Annotated in this window: 17 protein-coding genes and 1 other RNA gene; 8 read left to right on the top strand and 10 right to left on the bottom strand. The window is 70.6% G+C overall.

Going from position 1 to position 18,757, the window contains the following annotated elements; genetic code table 11:
• Window positions 1-3: 3 nt before the first annotated feature.
• Window positions 4-552, top strand: a complete 549-nt coding sequence (locus ACWGDB_RS34345; protein WP_453826046.1) for a flavin reductase family protein — start codon at window positions 4-6, stop codon at window positions 550-552.
• 19 nt (window positions 553-571) lie between these two features.
• On the opposite strand, the gene ACWGDB_RS34340 is transcribed toward ACWGDB_RS34345, so the two are convergent.
• Window positions 572-991 (bottom strand): winged helix-turn-helix transcriptional regulator, encoded by a 420-nt coding sequence (locus tag ACWGDB_RS34340; protein WP_453826045.1) that lies wholly within the window; start codon window positions 989-991, stop codon window positions 572-574.
• A gap of 165 nt (window positions 992-1,156) precedes the next feature.
• Between ACWGDB_RS34340 and ACWGDB_RS34335 the strand changes: the two genes are divergently transcribed.
• The 5 genes from ACWGDB_RS34335 (at window position 1,157) to ACWGDB_RS34315 (ending at window position 8,253) form a co-directional block, all read left to right on the top strand.
• A complete protein-coding gene (locus ACWGDB_RS34335; RefSeq protein WP_453826044.1) occupies window positions 1,157-2,647 on the top strand; it encodes an MFS transporter in 1,491 nt (496 codons plus the stop codon).
• Window positions 2,648-2,680: 33 nt separating this feature from the next.
• A complete protein-coding gene (locus ACWGDB_RS34330; RefSeq protein WP_451173939.1) occupies window positions 2,681-3,076 on the top strand; it encodes a pyridoxamine 5'-phosphate oxidase family protein in 396 nt (131 codons plus the stop codon).
• Window positions 3,077-3,252: 176 nt separating this feature from the next.
• The gene (locus ACWGDB_RS34325; RefSeq protein WP_453826043.1) at window positions 3,253-4,713 is read left to right on the top strand and encodes an FAD-dependent monooxygenase; all 1,461 of its coding nucleotides are present in this window, start codon (window positions 3,253-3,255) and stop codon (window positions 4,711-4,713) included.
• Between the two features lie 180 nt (window positions 4,714-4,893).
• Entirely contained in the window at window positions 4,894-6,573 is a 1,680-nt protein-coding gene (locus ACWGDB_RS34320; protein WP_453826057.1) for an NAD(P)/FAD-dependent oxidoreductase, read from the top strand.
• Window positions 6,574-6,732: 159 nt separating this feature from the next.
• Complete coding sequence (locus ACWGDB_RS34315) at window positions 6,733-8,253, top strand: FAD-binding oxidoreductase (RefSeq protein ID WP_453826042.1); 1,521 nt, start codon at window positions 6,733-6,735, stop codon at window positions 8,251-8,253.
• A gap of 76 nt (window positions 8,254-8,329) precedes the next feature.
• On the opposite strand, the gene ACWGDB_RS34310 is transcribed toward ACWGDB_RS34315, so the two are convergent.
• Complete coding sequence (locus ACWGDB_RS34310) at window positions 8,330-8,911, bottom strand: TIGR03086 family metal-binding protein (RefSeq protein WP_453826041.1); 582 nt, start codon at window positions 8,909-8,911, stop codon at window positions 8,330-8,332.
• A 64-nt stretch (window positions 8,912-8,975) separates the two neighbouring features.
• Between ACWGDB_RS34310 and ACWGDB_RS34305 the strand changes: the two genes are divergently transcribed.
• Complete coding sequence (locus ACWGDB_RS34305; protein ID WP_453826040.1) at window positions 8,976-9,941, top strand: helix-turn-helix transcriptional regulator; 966 nt, start codon at window positions 8,976-8,978, stop codon at window positions 9,939-9,941.
• A 102-nt stretch (window positions 9,942-10,043) separates the two neighbouring features.
• Entirely contained in the window at window positions 10,044-10,889 is an 846-nt protein-coding gene (locus ACWGDB_RS34300) for an SDR family oxidoreductase (protein ID WP_453826039.1), read from the top strand.
• Window positions 10,890-10,990: 101 nt separating this feature from the next.
• On the opposite strand, the gene dacB is transcribed toward ACWGDB_RS34300, so the two are convergent.
• The 8 genes from dacB to ftsX all read right to left on the bottom strand — a co-directional run bounded on the left by dacB (window position 10,991) and on the right by ftsX (window position 18,721).
• Window positions 10,991-12,583 (bottom strand): D-alanyl-D-alanine carboxypeptidase/D-alanyl-D-alanine endopeptidase, encoded by a 1,593-nt coding sequence (dacB, locus tag ACWGDB_RS34295; RefSeq protein ID WP_453826038.1) that lies wholly within the window; start codon window positions 12,581-12,583, stop codon window positions 10,991-10,993.
• A 50-nt stretch (window positions 12,584-12,633) separates the two neighbouring features.
• Complete coding sequence (locus tag ACWGDB_RS34290; RefSeq protein ID WP_453826037.1) at window positions 12,634-13,617, bottom strand: extracellular catalytic domain type 1 short-chain-length polyhydroxyalkanoate depolymerase; 984 nt, start codon at window positions 13,615-13,617, stop codon at window positions 12,634-12,636.
• A 77-nt stretch (window positions 13,618-13,694) separates the two neighbouring features.
• Window positions 13,695-14,258, bottom strand: a complete 564-nt coding sequence (locus ACWGDB_RS34285; RefSeq protein WP_453826036.1) for a hypothetical protein — start codon at window positions 14,256-14,258, stop codon at window positions 13,695-13,697.
• Window positions 14,255-15,265 (bottom strand): DUF4232 domain-containing protein, encoded by a 1,011-nt coding sequence (locus ACWGDB_RS34280; RefSeq protein ID WP_453826035.1) that lies wholly within the window; start codon window positions 15,263-15,265, stop codon window positions 14,255-14,257. The genes ACWGDB_RS34285 and ACWGDB_RS34280 overlap by 4 nt, the downstream gene beginning before the upstream one ends.
• Before the next feature lie 202 nt (window positions 15,266-15,467).
• Window positions 15,468-15,836, bottom strand: a transfer-messenger RNA (tmRNA) gene (gene ssrA, locus ACWGDB_RS34275).
• Between the two features lie 125 nt (window positions 15,837-15,961).
• Window positions 15,962-16,510, bottom strand: a complete 549-nt coding sequence (gene smpB / locus ACWGDB_RS34270) for an SsrA-binding protein SmpB (protein ID WP_453826056.1) — start codon at window positions 16,508-16,510, stop codon at window positions 15,962-15,964.
• Window positions 16,511-16,569: 59 nt separating this feature from the next.
• A complete protein-coding gene (locus ACWGDB_RS34265; RefSeq protein ID WP_453826034.1) occupies window positions 16,570-17,736 on the bottom strand; it encodes a S41 family peptidase in 1,167 nt (388 codons plus the stop codon).
• 67 nt (window positions 17,737-17,803) lie between these two features.
• Window positions 17,804-18,721 (bottom strand): permease-like cell division protein FtsX, encoded by a 918-nt coding sequence (gene ftsX, locus ACWGDB_RS34260; protein ID WP_383616866.1) that lies wholly within the window; start codon window positions 18,719-18,721, stop codon window positions 17,804-17,806.
• Window positions 18,722-18,757: the final 36 nt, after the last annotated feature.

Here is an 18,757-nt window from a genome sequence, read left to right as displayed (position 1 = left end):
CACGTGATACCCGTCCAGCCGTCCCAGCACGGCCGACATCTGCCGCAACCGCCGGTCGACGGCCGTGCGTTGCGCACGGTGTGCGGCAACTTCGCCACCGGCGTCACCGTCATCACCACCGGAGGTCCCGAGGACGGCGCCGCCACCACGGTGAACTCCTTCACGTCCGTCTCACTGGATCCGCCGCTGGTGCTGTTCTGCCTGCACAAGCAGTCGCGGCTGCGCCCCGTCCTGCAGAAGTCCGGCGGCTTCGTCGTCAACTTCCTGACCCGCAGCCAGGAAGGCCTCGCCTGGAAGTTCGCGGGCCGCGAGTCGGCACGTCTGGCGGAGGTCCCGCACCACCGCTCCACGAGCGGACTGCCGGTCCTCACCGAGGCGCTGGCCTTCCTGCAGTGCCGTCTCGCCGACGAGTACGACGGCGGTGACCACGCGATCCTGCTCGGCGAGGTCACCGCCCTGGGCACGTCGACCGAGGAGGCCGACCCGCTGGTCTTCTACAAGGGCTCGATGCGCGTCCTCGACACCGATGTCCCCGCGCCGGCCCGGGGTTAGCAGCAGGTCCCGGCGCGGGTCAGCGCGACACGGACGTCGGTTCGTCCGCCGTGTCGAACTCCCGCCTGGCCCGCTCCACCTTCTGGAGGTTCTCCGCGGACCACTCGGCGAGGTGGGCGAAGATCGGCGCCAGGCTGCGGCCCAGCTCGCTGATCTCGTACTCGACCCGGGGCGGCACCTCGGGGTGGTACGTCCGCACGACCAGGCCGTCGCGCTCCATCTGGCGCAGCCGCTGGGTGAGGACCTTCGGTGTGATGGTGCGGATGTTGCGCTGGAGCTCGACGAAGCGCTGCCTGCCGAACTCGTGCAGCGTCCACAGGATCGGTGTCGTCCAGCGGCTGAAGACGATGTCGACCACCGGGGAGACCGGACACGCCAGCTCCGAGTCGACCTGTCCGCCACGCGTGGTGGTGCTGCCCATGGCGCCGGTGCTGCCCATTCGGACCCTCCCAGGAAGTCACTTTCCTCTAGGTACCTACTTTACCCAGGATGCTAGCTTCCCGGAAGACGGTGAGCGGGCTCCCGCTCCCGGCCTCGCGCCATGTCCTTTCCCTCCGGATGTCCGTCCCTACGGAACCCTTCCGTCACCTCCACTAGGAGCGACATGTCGACCCAAGAGTCGCTGCGCCTTCCCCGCCACACCGATGCATCGGCCCCGCCGCACCGCCCGGGACTCATCCTGGCGTTCCTCTGCCTGGCCGGCTTCATGACCTTCCTCGATGTGTCCATCGTCAATGTGGCCCTGCCGACCATCGAGGACGAACTGCACATCTCGCAGACGTCGTTGCAGTACATCGTCACCACGTACGGCATGCTGCTCGGCGGCTTCCTGCTGCTGACCGGCCGGCTGGCCGACGCGTTCGGCCGTCGCCGGATGCTGCAGACCGGCCTGATCCTCTTCGCCCTGTCCTCGCTGCTCGCCGGGTTCGGGCAGAGCGCGGCCATGCTGATCGTGGCGCGCGGCGCCCAGGGCCTCGGAGCCGCGTTCATCGCGACCGCCGCGCTGTCCCTGCTCGCCAACAACTTCGCGGAGGGCGCCGAGCGCAACAAGGCGCTCGGCGCCTGGGGCGCACTCAGCGGTATCGCCGCCGTCGCCGGTGTCACCCTGGGCGGTCTGCTCACCGACGGTCCGGGCTGGCGCTGGATCTTCTTCATCAACGTGCCGATCGGCCTGGTCTGCGCGCTGATCGCCCCGAGGATCGTCGGCGAGAGCCGCGCCGCGGAGCGCCGCAGCTCCTTCGACGTCGCCGGTGCCGTGACGCTGACCGCCGGTCTCGTGCTGCTGATCTTCAGCCTCGGCCAGACCATCGACGACTCGGACGTCCCGTTGGCCCGCGTCTACGGCGGCTTCGCCCTCTCCGCGGTCCTGCTCATCACGTTCCTGCTGATCGAGCGCCGCGCCGAGGCACCGCTGATCCCGCTCGGCGTCTTCAAGCGCAAGTCGCTGCGGGCCTCCAACATCGTCGCCCTCCTGCTGCTCGGCACCTGCGTCACGCTGTTCTTCTTCGCCAGCCTGTTCATGCAGCAGGTCCTCAACTGGTCGGCCCTGAAGACCGGTCTGGCCTACGTCCCGCTCGCCGTGATCGTCGCGGTCGGCGCCGGTATCGCCTCCCAGCTGGTGACCAAGGTCGCCGCCAAGCCGGTGCTGATGGCCGGCCTGGCGCTGACCAGCGTCGGCATGTTCCTGCTGTGGCGGGCCCCCTCCGACGCCTCCTACGTCGTGGACCTGCTGCCCGCCTTCCTGATCTCCGGCCTCGGTCTCGGCCTGTCCTTCGTGCCGGTGCAGGTCGCCGCGTTCACCGGCACCCAGGAGGACGAGTCCGGTCTGTCCGCGGGGCTCATCAACACCGCGCAGGAGGTCGGCGGCGCCCTCGGCCTCGCCGTGGCCGCCACCTACGCCTTCCGCCAGGTCGAGCAGCTGACCGAGTGGGCGGACGGGGTGCCCGCGCGGGTGACCCAGGCGCGCACCGAGGTCTTCCACGACGCGTTCCTCGCGGGCGCCTGCTTCGCCGTGGCCGGCCTGCTCCTCACGCTGCTCCTGCTGCCCTTCACCAAGGCGTCGGACCAGCCGGCCGACGCTCCCGCCAAGGCCTGAGATCGGAAACCCGCAATAGATCGGAAAGCCGCCATGCCGACGTCACCACGGTTGTCCCCCGCGGCCGAGGACTTCCTCGCCGAGAACCATCTGTGCACCTTCACCACGCTGCGCCCCGACGGCTCGCCCCATGTGACGCCCGTGCGGTTCACCTGGGACGGGGAGGCGGGCCTGGCGCGGGTCATGACCGCGGTGACACGGCGCAAGGCCAGGAACGTCCTGGCCACGCCCGCCGGCCGGGCCTCCCTCTGCCAGACGGTGGGGCCCCGCTGGATCACCCTGGAGGGCACCGCCACCGTCCACGACGACCCGTTACGGGTCCAGGAGGGCATACGGCGGTACGCCAAGCGGTACTGGACGCCGCCGCCGGAGCCACCGGGCCTGGTCGTGATCGAGATCCGGATCGACCGGGTGCTGGGCCTGCTCTGAGCCGGGTCCGAACCGGCCGAGGGCGTCGGAACTTCCTTCCGGCGCCCTCGCCCATTTCCACCGCCTGACGCAGCTGCAGAATCTCTGACGAAACTTGTCAGAGACCTGTACTTACGGCCATTCAGCTTCCCCAACTCCCCCGGAATACTGGAGAAAAATCCACTGGGAGAGGAAACATGGATAATTTTCATGCCGACGTGATTGTCGCCGGTGCCGGTCCCTCCGGGCTCATGCTCGCCGGTGAACTCCGCCTGGCCGGAAGGTCGGTGGTCGTGCTCGACCGCCTCGCGGAGCCCATGCAGCAGTCCCGGGCGCTCGGGTTTTCCGCCCGCACCATCGAGGAGTTCGGACAGCGCGGACTTCTCGAGAAATTCGGTCAACTCGAGACGATACCCTTCGGGCATTTCGGTGGACTGCCCATTGACTATCGCATCGTCGAGGGCGGCAATTTCGGCGTCCGTGGTGTTCCGCAGTCGCGGACCGAGGCCATTCTGCTCGAGTGGGCGACCGGCCTCGGCGCCGAGATCCGCCGCGGGCACGAGGTCGTCGGCATGACCCAGGACGAGCAGGGTGTCGTCGTCGAGGTCGGCACCGCCGACGGCGTCGAGACACTGCGCGCGGCCTACCTGGTCGGCTGTGACGGTGCCCGTTCCACGGTGCGCAAGCTGGCCGGCATCGACTTCCCCGGCACCAGCGCCACCATCGAGATGCTGATGGCCGACGTCGCCACCAACGAGCTGCGCATCCGCCCGACCGGCGAGGTCGGCGAGTCCGGCATGGTCGTGGTGCTCCCGCTCGGCCCGCAGGCCACCCGCGTCGTCGTCTTCGAGCGCGGCGCCGGCGTCCGCCCGACCCAGGAGGCGCCCACCTTCCCCGAGGTCGCCGCCGCCTTCCAACGCGTCACCGGCGAGGACATCACGGGCCACAAGCCGTTGTGGACCAGCTACTTCACCGACGGCAGCCGGCAGGCCGCCGAGTACCGCCAGGGACGGGTCTTCCTCGCGGGCGACGCCGCCCACATCCACCTGCCCATCGGCGCCCAGGGCATCAGCGCCGGCGTCGGCGACGTGGTGAACCTCGGCTGGAAGCTGGCGGCCGAACTCAACGGGCACGCCCCTGAGGGCCTGCTGGACACCTACCACACCGAGCGCCACCCGGTCGGCGCCCGCATCGTCGCCAACACCCTCGTGCAGCGCTCCCTGTACCTCGGCGGCCCCGAGATGGAGCCGCTGCGCCGGCTCTTCGGCGAGCTGGTCGGCATCGAGGCGGTCCGCCGCCATCTGGTCGGCCTGGTCACCGGCCTGGACATCGGCTACGACATGGGCGAGGGCGACCACCCGCTGCTCGGCCACCGGCTGCCCGACCAGGAGCTGCTGGTCGGCGACGAGAAGAGCAGCACGTACGAACTGCTCACCCGCGGCCGCCCGCTGCTGCTGAACCTGCGCGGCGGCGACGCCCTCACCGAGGCCGCCGCCGGCTGGGCCGACCGCGTCGACGTGGTCGCCGCCTCCCGCCCCGACCCCGCCGCCCCGGCCGCCGACCTGCTGGTCCGCCCCGACGGCTACATCGCCTGGGTCGGCACGGGTGGCTCCGCCGGTTTGGCCGAGGCCCTGCAGCGCTGGTTCGGCCCTGCCTAGACGCTCCGCGGGCAGGCCGCGACCAGGAGGTGCCTCTGCGGCCCGTCGCTCGTCTGCGGGTTCGTCGTGGCTGGTCGCGCAGTTCCCCGCGCCCCTTGGGGGCGCCGCGGCGCCGAGGACGCGCGCCGACCGTTTCGTCAGAAGAGGAGTTCCGAGTTGACCGGCAAGGCCGAAACAGAGATGCCCACACCGAAAGCCGGCGAGTGGACCGAGTGCGACGTCATCATCCTGGGCGCCGGGATCGGCGGCTCGATCACCGGCGCGATCCTGGCCCGGCAGGGCGCGAAGGTGGTGCTCGTCGACGCCGGGCAGCACCCGCGGTTCGCGGTCGGTGAGTCGCAGAACCCGCAGCTCGTGGAGTGGCTGCACATCCTCGCCGTGCGCTACGACGTCCCCGAGATCAAGCACCTGCTCGACATCAAGGCGGTCACCAAGTACATCGGCGCCCACCACGGCCGCAAGCAGAGCTTCGGATTCGTGCGGCACGTCCCGGACCGGGAGCCGGACCCGCGCGAGGCGACGATGTTCGTCATCCCGAAGATGCTGACCGAGGCGTCGCACATGTTCCGCCAGGACACCGACACCTACTACTTCAACGTCGCCGCCAAGTACGGCTGCACCCTGCGGCAGAACTGGCGCGCCACCGACCTGGACTTCGACGACGACGGCGTCACCGTCACCGGCCAGAGCGGCGAGGTCTTCCGCGCCAAGTACCTCATCGACGCCAGCGGCTTCCGCTCGCCGCTCGCCCAGAAGTTCGACCTGCGCGAGAAGCCCTCCCGGCTCAAGCACCACGCGCGCTCCCTGTTCACGCACTACGTCGGCATCAAGCCCTACGACGACGTGTGCAACTACCCCGACGCGCTGCGTCCGCCCGCCGAGTCCCCGTTCCACGGCGGCACCCTGCACCACCTGATCGAACGCGGCTGGTTCTGGATCATCCCGTTCGACAACCACACGGACTCGCGCAACCCGATGTGCAGCGTCGGCCTGACCTTCGACGAGCGGCTGTACCCGCAGCCCAAGGACAAGACGCCGGACGAGGAGTTCAACCACTACCTCGACATGTACCCGGCGGTGAAGCGCCAGTTCGAGGGCGCGAGCCGGGTGCGCGAGTGGATCTCGACGCCGGACCGGATCCAGTACTCGTCCAAGCAGACCGTGGGCGACCGCTGGTGCCTGATGTCGCACGCGGCCGGCTTCGTCGACCCGCTGTACTCGCGCGGCCTGTCCAACACCTTCGAGGTGGTGGACGCCCTGTGCTACCGCGTCCTGGAAGCGCTGCGCGACGACGACTTCACGGCCAAGCGCTTCGAGTACGTCGAGCGTCTGGAGCAGGGGCTGCTCACGTACAACGACATGATCGTCAACAGCTCCTACATCGCGTTCTCCCACTTCCGGCTCTGGAACGCGGTGTTCCGGGTCTGGGCCTGCTTCACCACGCCCGCCACCATGCGGCAGATCCAGGCCCGCCAGGAGTTCGTCCTGGACGGCGACGACCGGCACTTCCGCGAGATGGAGAACTCGCCCTACCCGGGCCTGTGGTGGCCGGACAGCCACGCCTTCAAGCACCTGCTCGACGTCACCAACGAGACCTGCCTCAGCTACGAGGCGGGCGAGATCGACGGTGACAAGGCGGCCGACATCGTCTTCCAGGCCATCAACGACTGCGAGTCCGTCAACACGCCCTTCGGCTGGAAGGACGGCGAGGACCACCGCTTCTACCGGGCCACCACCCCCACGATGATCAAGTTCATGTGGTGGGCGAGCACCAACGGCCCCAAGGAGATGCGCGACCTCGGCCGCTCGATGCTCAAGGGCGTCGCCAAGTCCGCCGTACGCGGCAAGAAGGTCTCCTGAACCCTCCTGACCACGGCCGCACCCCCCTGAGACCGGCCCGCACAGGGCGTGGTGCCACCCCCACGCGCAGCCCTGTGCGGGCCCCCGGCCCCAGCTCCTGGCCCCCTGACCCGCACCGAACCTCCGTCCACCACACCCGCATCGACACTGGGACACCGTGTGATCAGTCGTAGAACCCTGCTCGGCGCCGGCTCGGCCGCAGCCGGCATCGCCCTCGTGCCCGCCATCCCCGTCGCCGCCGAGGGCTCGGGGACACCGTGGAACCAACTCGCGGCCAGGCTCTCGGGCCGGCTCGTGCTGCCCACCGACCCCTACTACTCCGTCGCCCGCCAGCTGGAGCTGGGCCAGTTCGACGCCGTCAACCCGCAGGCGGTGGCCTACTGCGCGAGCGCGGCGGACGTCTCGGTCTGCGTGCGCTTCGCCCAGGACAACGGCGTCCGTACGGCGGTCCGCAGCGGCGGCCACAACTACGGCGGCTGGTCCACGACGCCGGGCATGATCATCGACGTGTCGAGGCTCAACGCCGTGACGGTGAAGAGCCCCTCGTCGGTGGAGATCGGCCCGGGCGCGCAGAACGTCAACATCCTCAACGCGCTGGCCCCGCACCACCTGGTGGTCAGCGAGGGCGGCTGTCCGACCGTGTGCGCCGGCGGCTTCCTGCAGGGCGGCGGCTTCGGCTTCCTGACCCGGCCGACGGCCATGGCCAGTGACGCGGTGACCGCCGCCCAGGTGGTGCTCGCCGACGGCCGGGTGGTGACCACCTCGGCGAAGCAGTACCCGGACCTGTTCTGGGCGATCCGCGGCGGCGGTGGCGGCAACTTCGGCATCGTCACCCGGTTCACGGTCACCCCGCACAGCGGCGACCAGATGGCCATCAGCAACCTGATCTTCCCCTACGACCGGATGGCCGACGTCCTCGACGGTGTGGCCCGGTGGCTGGTGGACGCCCCGCACACCATCGGCGGCGGCTCCTACGTCGTACAGCCCGACGCGGCGCCCGGCTCGGTGCCGCAGGCCAACGTCTTCCTCGCCTCCCGCGGCACCCCGGCCGAACTCGCCGGTGAGGCGGCCCGGTTGCTCGCCCTGACCGGCGCTCCCGTGCAGCGGCAGGACGGCGTCATGACGTACCAGCAGCTCATGATGATGATCTTCGGCTGCGCCACCCTCACCGAGGCCCAGTGCCAGCGCTCCGAGAAGACCCCGCAGGGCACGCTGTCCCGCCCGGCGTACGGCCTGGAGCGCACCCGGATGGGCAGCGACCCGTACCCGGCGAGCGGCTGGGCGGACGTGATGACGGCCTTCGACGCGAACCGCAGGGCGGGGCAGGCGCGTTACCTGGACTTCCACTTCTTCGGGGGCGCCGCGAACGAGGTCGCGCGCACGGCCACCGCCTATGTGCACCGGGACTCGCTCTTCTCGGTCAACTACCGGGTCCTGATCAACGACCCGGCCCAGGTGACCGACGAGGCCAAGGCGGTCGCGAACACCTGGGTCGACAACGGCTTCGCGACGATCGACCCGCTGTCGAACGGCGAGACCTACCAGAACTGGATGGACCCGTCGCTGAAGGACTGGAAGGCGTCGTACTACGCGGAGAACTACTCCCGGCTGACCCGGATCAAGTCCAAGTACGACCCGTACCGGTTCTTCCGCTTCCCGCAGTCCATAGGCAGCGCCTGACCGCCACGGGTCCGACACCGCGAAAGGCCGCCGGACAACGGGGTCCGGCGGCTCGCGGGGGAAGGGCGGTACCGGCTCAGGGCTTGCGGCCGTACCAGCCGACCAGGCGGTCGATGGCGGGGGCGTCCTCCGGGACGTCCACGACGGGGCCGAAGGGCACCTGGCCGCCGCGCGGTTCGCGGGGCACGGCGCGCTGCATGGCGGCGAGCGGTGCGGCCAGGACGTCGTCGTCCCAGGCGGGGCTGTGGCCGGTCGCCTTGGCCAGGTCCCAGGTGTGCAGTACGAACTCGTTGGTGTAGATGACCGCGGCGGCGGCGCCGGGGACGGGCCCCCAGGGCAGCCCGATCTCCCGGCCCAGAACCGCCGGGTCCGTCCAGACGGACCGCAGCTCCTTCGTCCCGGCGGCCCAGGCCTCGGCCCAGGCGCCGTCGGCGACGTCCTCGGCGAAGTGCGGAACGCTGAAGAACTGTCCGCCGGCGCCGATCACGGCAACCCGGCGGACCACGGAGACAAGGTGATTGGACAGTTGGCGCACCGAGTAGTCCGGACACGGCGTGGTGCGGTCGTAGTCCTCGGGCCGCACCGAGGCGAGCACGTCGCCGGCCAGGTCGACGGCCTTCAGCAGTCCGTTGCGGGGGTCGCTCATGGAGTTCGTCATGGCATCGAGTCTTCCGGCCAAACAGGCCACCCTCCGGCCACTTTCCAGGAAAGGCTGATCACTGATGCGAGCTGACCGACTGGTGGCGGCTCTGCTCTTCCTCCAGGCGCGCGGCCTGGTGACCGCCGCGGAACTCGCCGCCGAGCTGGAGGTCTCCGAACGCACCGCGCGGCGCGACCTGGAGGCCCTGATCGCCTCCGGCGTCCCCGTGTACGCGCAGCGCGGCCGGGGCGGCGGATGGCGGCTGGTCGGCGGAGCGCGCACGGATCTGACCGGGCTCACCTCGCCGGAGGTGCAGGCGCTGTTCCTGGCCGCGGGCTCCTCGGCGGCCTCCCCCGAACTGCGCTCGGCGCTCAGGAAGTTGCTGCGGGCGGTGCCGGAGCCGCTGCGGCCGCACGCCGAGGCGGCGTCCCGGGCGCGGATCGTCGACGACCAGGACTGGTCGCGCACCGCCGTGATGGCGAGCGGCCCGCACCATACGGCCCTGGAGCGCGCGGTGCTGGACGGCGTACGGGTGCGCCTCGGCTACGCCCGCCCCGGCGGCGTACCGCACGAGCGCACGGTGGACCCGCTCGGGCTGGTCCTCAAGGCGGGCCACTGGTACATGGTGGCCGGCACGTCGGAGGGGCTGCGTTCCTTCCGGCTGGGCCGGGTGACCTCGGCGGAGCCGACCGACGAGCCGGTCCGCCGTCCCGCCGACTTCGATCTGACGGCCGCCTGGCGGACGTTGGTCACCCAGCTGGAGGGCCGCCTCCTCGCCGCGACCGTGACGGCGCGGGCCGATCAGGACGCCCTGCCCGTGCTCCAGCGCCTGCTCGGCGGGCGGCTGAGCATCGGCCGGTTACTGGACGACGGCAGACGGGAGATCGAGGCCGCCGGGCCGTCGGTGGAGGTGCTGGCCGCGCAGCTGGCGGGGCTGGGGGCCCGGGTCGAGGTGGTGGGCCCGCCCCAGGCACGCGAACACCTGGCCCGCCTCGGCCGCGACCTGATGGCGCGCTACGGGGCGCTCCAGGACGCGTCTACGCCATAGTCGCTTTCCTCTAGGTACCTACTATACGGAGGATGCTAACGTCGCAGACATCGCATGGATCCGCCCCAACTCCACCCTCTTTACACACCTTTGGGAGTTCTCATGTTCGCTATCACCGGAGCCTCCGGAAACGTCGGCCGCCCGCTCGTCGAGACCCTCGCCGCCGCCGGCGAGAAGGTGACGGCCGTGTCCCGCAATCCCCTCTCCTACGACCTTCCGGAGGGAGCGCGGCATGTCCGCGCCGACCTCGCCGATCCCACCACCCTGGGCCCGGCCCTGGAGGGCGCCGAGGCCCTGTTCATCCTGCTCGCCGGTGAGCTGCTCGGCGGCGGCGCGCCCGCCGCCGACGTGCTGGCGGCGGCCAAGGAGGCCGGCGTGCGGCGCGTGGTGCTGCTCTCCTCGCAGATCAACGGCACCCGCCCGGACGCCCTTTCGCACGGCCGGCTGCGGGAGTTCGAGGAGGCCGTGCGCTCCTCGGGCCTGGACTGGACGATCCTGCGCCCCGGCGGTTTCGCCTCCAACGCCTACGCCTGGATCGAGAGCGTCCGCACGCAGCGCGCGGTGATCGCCCCGTTCGCCGACGTGGCGCTGCCGGTCGTGGACCCGGCGGACATCTCCGAGGTCGCCGCCGTGGTCCTGCGCGAGGAGGGCCACGACGGCCGGACGTACGAGCTGACCGGCCCGGCCGCCGTCACCCCGCGCGAGCAGGCGGCGGCGCTGGCCGAGGCGATCGGTGAGCAGGTCGGCTTCGTGGAGCTGACCCGTGAGCAGGCGCGCGAGCACATGGCGCAGTTCATGCCCGAGCCGGTGATCGACGGCACGCTCGACATCCTCGGCGCGCCCCTCCCCGCCGAGCAGCGGGTCGGCCCCGACACGGAGCAGATCCTCGGCCGCCCGGCCGGCTCCTTCGCGGGCTGGGCCCGGCGCAACGTCCACGCCTTCAAGTGACGATGACGCCCGACGCCGCGGAGTGACGCGCCGCCGCGGCCCCCTCAGCACCGCCCCGGATCCGGAATCCCCCGTACGGGTCCGGGGCGGGCCATTCGGCCTCAGCACAGATCGGGCTTGCGCCAAGCACACTCGAGCTCCGTGTTCGCCCCGCCCCCGCGGATCGACGCGGCACCGGCGGCCTCAGCGGTCGACCGGGCCAGTGTCACCACGATGGCGTCCTCCAACGGCTTCACGGACGAGGCCAGATAGTTGTTGAGGACGATGCCGTAGACGAGTTCACGCCCGCCGGAGTCGGTGACGTACCCGGAAAGAGCCGACGCGCCCGTCAACGACCCCGTCTTGGCACGGGCGTTGAGCGCGGCCGGTGTCCCGCACATCCGTGACCGCAGCGTGCCGCCGACGAAGCGGTCGGGGTCGCAGGCGACCGGCAGCGACCGGTGCCAGTCGGCGTACCAGGGCTCCGCGCGCACGGCGAGAAGCAGCTCGACGAGTTGCCCGGCGGCGAAGTTGTCCATCCGCGACAGCCCCGAGCCGTCGACCTGCCGCACCTTCCCGGCGTCGACGCCGACGCCCTTGAGGTAGCCGGCGATCGCGTCCAGCCCGGCGCCCCAGCTTCCCTGCCGTGAGACCTCGTGGCCCATGGCCTTGGTGAGGATCTCGGCGTGCATGTTGTTGGAGAGCTTCATGAACGGGATGAGCAGGTCCTTGAGAGCCATGGAGTCGTGCGAGGCCAGCTCCGTCGCTCCCGCGGGAGTCCCGCGCCCCAGGCGGGTCGGCCCCACGACCTTGACGCCATGGTCCGCGAGCGCGTCCCGGAAGACCGCGGCGGCGTACCCGGTGGGCCCCCACACGCTGACCCACTCCTCGGCACCGGCGCCCCCGACGGGCGTCGTACCGCTGACGACGACGGTGTTCGTGCCGTGCTCGCGCTCGACGGTGAGATCGTTCGCCCCGCCGGCGGCGACCGTCGTGGCCCGCACGTCGATGTCGACGTAGTCGGTGTCGGGTGTGACGGTGACGACCGGTTCGGCACCGGCCTCCTCCCCCGGCCCGACCGTGACGATCACGGTCCCGGTGTCGTAGTCGGTGTCCGGCGCCACGCTCAGCGCGCTGATCTGGGCCGAGTAGTACGACGACTCGTCGTCGGCGGCCCAGGACCGCCCCAGCCGGACGCTGTCGAACCGGGTGTCGTCGGCGATCAGCCGCCCGTCCACGCGCTTGATCCCCGACGCGGCGAGACGCGCGGCGAGCCGGTCGTAGTCGCCGGCGAGCAGGGTCGGGTCCCCGGTGCCCCGCAGATACAGGTCGCCCCGCAGCACGGAGCCGTGCCGGCGTCCGGTGGTCAGCACATCGGTGGTGAACCGGTACTGCGGCCCGAGGATCTCCATGGCCGCGGCCGAGGTGGCGAGCTTGGTGTTGGAGGCGGGCATCAGCCGGGTGGCGGGCAGATGCCGGTAGAGGAGCTCACCGGTAGCGGCGTCCGCCACCACGACGCTCGCCACGCCGCCCTCCATCCGCGCATCGCCCAGGATGGTGTCGACGGCCTCCGGCAGGCCGGTACGGTCCGAGTCCGCACCGGCCTGCGCCCCGGGCCCCAGGACGGCGGCGACGAGCGCCACGGCGACGGGCCATGTCCACAGTCTGCTACGGGAGTTGACGCATCTCCCGGACGTTCTCACGGGTCCGCTCATGCTTCAGCAGCATCCCGGACAACCGCCCGTGGCGACAGAGCGCCCTCGGCTCACCCCAGCCCCCAGGCCCGCCCCATCCGATACGCGGCACACAGGTTCACGTCGAGGACATACGCCCCGGCACTCCCGCACTGCTCGCTCCCGCTCCCCGGATCGACGGGCTGCCCGTGTCCCATCCCGGTGACGCTGTACGTCTCCACGACCGCCCGCCCGCCCGCGTCCCGGAAGACCTGGTGCGGATACCCGGCCACGGTGTCACTCACGTCGGCGGTCTGATCGCTCCCGTGCACATCGGTCCACTGCCTCACCAGGTCGGTCATGTTGACGGGCTTCACGGTGTAGTCGGCCGTGCCCTGGAAGGCGACGAGGGTCGGCCAGGGCCCGGCGTACCCCGGCCGGGCGGCCCGCACCCGGTCCCCCCACTGCTTCGGGGTCTGCGTCGCCCCGACGTACATGCACACATACGGCGACCCGGCCGCCTGCGCACACCCGTACGGCAGCCCGGCGACGATCCCGCCCGCCGCGAACTTCTCCGGGTACGCCGCCATCATCACCGCGGTCATCCCGCCCCCGGCGGACAGCCCGGTGGCGTACACGCGCGAGGCGTCCGCGGAGGTGTCGGCGAGCTGCCGGTCGACCATCTGGGCCACGGACGCGGCCTCGCCCTGGCCGCGCGCGAGGTCGCCGCTCTGGAACCAGTTGAAGCAGGACGAGGCGTTGTTGGCGCTCTGCTGCTGCGGCAGCACTACGGAGAAGCCCCAGCGGTCGGCGAGCTGGAGCCAGCCGCTGCCGGTGCCGTATCCGGAGGCGTTCTGTGTGCACCCGTGCAGCGCGACGACCACGGGCCGTCCGGCGGGCAGCCCGTCGGGGACGTAGCGGAACATGCGCAGCGCACCGGGGTTGGAGCCGAACCCGGTGACCTCCTGGAGGGAGGCGGCCTCGGCTCGGCCCGGCGTGAGGAAGGCGGCGATCAGGGCGAAGAGAAGGCCCGCGCAGACGGCGATTCGACGGCTTGCGGCTCTGGTCTGTGTCATGCGGAGGGACCGTAGAAGCATGAACGACCCGTCGATATGGAGTGGGCCACCACAACGGACGCCTCACCCATGGTGGTTCATCGAGCGGGCGAGGGGTCCGTACGGAACTGCCGCACGAGCCTGCGCGGATCCCGCGCGACCTCCCACAGCCCGGCCGCGAGCAGCAGCAGGCTGCTGACGAAGCAGACCCAGAACACGAACTGGGCGCCCGCCGCGAGGTTGTGCGTCCCGCCGTCCTCGTAGAGGCAGTACGCCTGCGGGGGAAACGCCTTGGAGACGCCGACGCCGCCGTAGCTCATGGAGCACGGGTCCTCCCCGGGGTCCTTGGCCGTGTCGTCCGCCGTGACGACCAGCAGCCAGGCCACCGCGGCGACCGGGATCGTGACGAACGCCGTCGTCTTCACCCAGGCCGGAAGGCGGGGATGGCCGATGAGTCCGTTCAGCGCGACCAGTACGACGCCGTACACCGCGGCAACGGCAACGGCGACGGAGGTCTCGTCGGCCACCGCGTCCAGCAGCCATACCACCACGGCCACCGGAGGCGCGGTGAGAACGAGGACCTTGACGCCGGGCGCGATACGCGGATGGGCGAGCAGACCCAGCGCGAGGGCACACGCCAGAACGGCGAGAAAACCGGTCACCGGTACGTCTCGTCCTTCTTCCACGGCCCTACGCCGAGCTTCCCGGTCGTCCCGAGGTCCAGTTCCGGCATCACCGTCACGGGGTCGGCACCCTGCTTGGCCCGCACCCGGACGTACGGCGCGTTGACCGGATCGCCGACGCCAAGCTCGGTGGTGTTCCGCCAGGCCAGCGTCGACTGGGCGGCCTCGCCCGGCCGCAGCACCACGGGGTGCGGCCGGCCGGTCCCACCGGTGCCGGTGCTGATCTGATCGGTGCCCTGGAGGATCCGCACGCCCTCGACGATGTCGTGGTCCGCGTCGAGGAGTTCGAGCCGCGGGTAGCCGTCGAGTTCGTAGGTCCGGGTGCCGCAGTTGACGAGATGCAGGCCGACGACGCGCAGCCCCATGGCGGCGTCCCCCTCGTCCGCGTAGACATGCACCCCGGACGCCGGGCACGGTCCCGAGGCGGACGACCCCTCGCCGACGGGAACGCTGCGCACCTTGATCACTTCCGCGCCCGTCACCTCGGGTGCGTGCCCGACCGTCTTCGTCATCGCGACGGCCGCCTCGACGGTTCGCCCCGGCGCGACCGACGCGACGGTCTGATCCACGTTGCCGACGGCGCTTCCCGACGCCGGCTGGAAGCTGATGGTCACCGTGTAAGTGGCCGCCTCCGTCCCCCGGTTGGTGACCTCGAACGCGGCGGAGAAGTCGGCGTCACAGCCGCTGTCCTGCCCCCAGGCGTACAGGCCGGTCACCTTGACCCCGTCCTCGCCCGGACCGTCGACCGAGGGAGGCAGAGGCAGCGGCGTCGGCGTACCGGAAGGAGTGACGGCCGGTTCGGCGGACGGCGGCGGGCTGCCGTACTGCACGAAGTCCGACGGGCACAGCGACGCGGCGCTGACCGGGGCCCCGGCGCCGCGAGCGCTCGTCGTGTCATCGCCCTGGGAGGCCCTCTGGGAACCACACGCGGCCAGCAGCAGAACACCGGCGAGGGCGGCGGGGACGGTGCGCGAGGCGGTAGGCATCCGCCCACCTCACCAGGGGTGGCACCCACGGTCTGTGGCGGAACCCACACCTCCGGTCACAGGGGTGTCACAGATCACTCCAGCCCCGCAAGCCGGGCGCGTGAGTCCGGGCAAGAGAGTCCCGGCAAGACAAAGGCCCCGCTGCCCGGAGGCGGCGGGGCCTTTGCCCACATGGGTGAGAGGAGGTTCGGAAACCTCCCGATCGTGGAGATGGCGGGAATCGAACCCGCGTCCAACGGTGCAGAATCAGGGCTTCTCCGTGTGCAGTTCGCTGCGATTTTCTCGGCCCCGGCGATCACGCGAACAAGTCGCCGACGGGCCCAGTCACTGTTTGGTTTCCCTCTTCACCCCGTGACCGGGATCAAGGTTTAGTTCCCTAGCTGATGCCAGGATCCGGGTCGGGAACAGCCCCGGGCTGACACTTCGCAAGTCGCTACTTAGGCAGCGAGGGCGAAGGAATCGCGCTTGGTGTTGGCGATTATTTTTTGCGACATATGGTTTACGAGATCATTGCCGCTTCCTCGACACGCTTCCCCTGCTTGAACAGCCGCTGTCGAAACCGATCATCCCCATGTTGTTTTTTCAATCCCCTCCGGAAGCCTCCGGCTGCCGGAGAGGGGCGCGCACCCTCTGTGAGGTGCAGTGCCATCGTACGTGACCGACGCACGACCATGCCAGCCTATTCCTTGCGGGCCGCTACTGGGCGCGCTGCCGCCGCTTCGCCGCCGCGATCGCCCGGTCCGACTCCCGCCGGTCCTGCTTCTCCCGCAGGGTCTGGCGCTTGTCGTACTCCTTCTTGCCTCGCGCCAGAGCGATCTCGGCCTTCGCCCGACCGTCCTTGAAGTACAGGGCGAGGGGCACGATCGTGTGACCCGTCTCCTGGGACTTCGCCTCCAGCTTGTCGATCTCCTCGCGGTGCAGCAGCAGCTTGCGCTTGCGGCGCGCGGAGTGGTTGGTCCAGCTCCCCTGGTGATACTCGGGGATGTGGGCGTTGTGCAGCCACGCCTCGCCCCGGTCGATCTGGACGAAGCCGTCGGCCAGCGAGGTCCGACCTTCACGCAGCGACTTGACCTCGGTGCCCATGAGGACCAGGCCGGCCTCGAAGGTGTCGATGATCGCGTAGTCGTGCCGGGCCTTCTTGTTCTGGGCGACGATCTTGCGCTTGCCGCCCTTCTCACCGTCTCGGCCCGCCTTGCCGGCCGCCCCGGCGCCCTGCTTGGGCTGGGACTCCTTGGGTACGTACATTCCCTTGCTCATAGTGCCGTCCATTTTCGCACTACGGAGGGGGTGCGGGGAAAGCCGATTTACGAGTCGCCGAGGCCGCTGAGGACCGTCTCGGCCCGCTCCAGGACCTGTTGGTCGGCCTCCAGGTCGGGGGTGATGCCACGGCCGTCGACGGTCCGTCCGGAGGGGGTGCGGTAGTGGCCGACGGTCAGCTCGGCGACGGAGCCGTCGGGGAGGCGGCTCGGCATCTGGACCGAGCCCTTGCCGAAGGTGCGGGTGCCCACGACGACCGCGCGGCCGCGGTCCTGCAGGGCGCCGGTGAGCAGCTCGGCGGCGCTCATCGTGCCGCCGTCGACGAGCGCGACCAGGGGTCTGGCGGTGTCGCCGCCGGGTTCGGCGTGCAGGGCGCGCTGGTCGCCGTCGACGTCGTAGGTGGCGACCAGGCCGCCGTCGAGGAAGGCGGAGGCGGCGGTGACGGCCTCGGTGACCAGGCCGCCGGAGTTGCCCCGCAGGTCGAGGACGACGCCGGGGGCGGCCGGGGCGTGTCGTACGGCCTCGCGGACCGCGTCGCCGGAGCCCTTGGTGAAGGAGTCGATTTTGATGACGGTGACGCCGTCGGCGAGTTCCCGCACGGTGACCGAGTCGGTGGACAGCCGGGCCCGGCGCAGCGTGAGGTCCCACGCGTGCGTGCCGCGCTCCAGCCCCACCTCCACGGCCGTACCTGCGTCGGCGTCGGTCGCGTCGCCCCGCAGTAAGGAGACGACCTCGGTGACCGGACGCCCGTCGACCTTCTTGCCGTCGATGCTGCGCACCAGGTCGCCCGAGCGGATCCCGGCGACGGCGGCGGGCGACCCCGCCCGCACCCTGGTCACCTCGATACGGCCGTCACGCTCTCGGCGCGCCCACAGCCCGACGCCGGTGTACTCGCCGTCGAGGGCCTCCTCGAACTCCTCGTACTCGCCCTGGGAGTAGACGGCGCCCCAGCGGTCTCCGCTGCGGCTGACCGCACGCTCGGCGGCCTCCATGGGGGACTTGCCCGCGGCCATGGCCGCGGCGGCCGCCTCGGCGACATCGACGTGCCGCCCGGCCGGAGCGGCCGAACCGGCGGCGTCGGCGGGGGTTTTCCGGTCAGGGCCGGGCAGCGAACCGGTCGCCGCACCGGCGACGAGCACGCTCGCGAAGACCAATGTCAGGGCGGCCCCGCGGCCGAAGCGGCGGGGCTGACAGAACAGGTCACGACCTGACATGCCGGTGAGTCTAGGACAACGCGAGGGGCCGTACGGTCCGTTGACCGGACGGCCCCCTTGGCGTTGGTCACACCTTCAGATACTTGCGCAACGCGAAGAACGCCGCCAACGCGGGCATCAGCAGGCTCGTCGCGAGGATGAGCGGCAGCTTCGTCAACACCGCGTCCCAGCCGATGAAGTTGATCAGCGTCAGCTTCTCCGACAGGGCCAGACCGTGGTCGATGATGAAGTACCGCGCCATCACCAGGAAGGCACAGGCGACCGACCCGCCGATGAGGCCGGCGACCGCGGCCTCCATGATGAACGGCGCCTGGATGTAGAAGCCGGAGGCGCCGACCAGCCGCATGATGCCGGTCTCACGCCGTCGGCTGAACGCGGACACCCGCACGGTGTTGACGATCAGCATGAGCGCGACCACGAGCATCAGCGCCATCACGGCCCGCGCGGCCCAGTTCATGCCGTTGAGCAGCCCGAAGAGGTTGTCCAGAATGCCCTTCTGGTCCTGCACCGACTGCACACCGTCACGCCCGTCGAAGGCGGTCGCGATGACCTGGTACTTCTCCGGGTCCTTCAGCTTGATCCGGTACGACTCCTGCATCTGGTCCGGCGTGAGCGAGGCGGCCAGCGGGGAGTCGCCGAACTGCTCCTTGTAGTGCTTGTACGCCAGGTCCTGCGACTCGTAGGTGACCTTCTCGACGACCGTCATCTTGTCCAGGTCGGCGAGGATCTCCTTCTTCTGGTCGTCGGTCACCGCGCCCTTGGCGCAGTTGGGGTCGGACTCGGCGTCGCTCTTGTTGCAGAGGAACACCGAGACGTTGACCTTGTCGTACCAGTAGCCCTTCATGGTGTTGACCTGGTCGCTCATCAGGAGCGACCCGCCGAACAGGGCGAGCGACAGGGCGACGGAGACGATGACGGCGAAGGTCATCGTCAGATTGCGGCGGAGACCGACACCGATCTCGGAGAGTACGAACTGGGCGCGCATGGCGTCTTCTTCAGGCCTTTCCGTGGACGGTCGCGG

It is taken from the genome of Streptomyces sp. NPDC055013, assembly GCF_053608645.1.
Note: the sequence above shows the minus strand (reverse complement) of the source record. Positions and strands in the feature narration are given on the sequence as shown.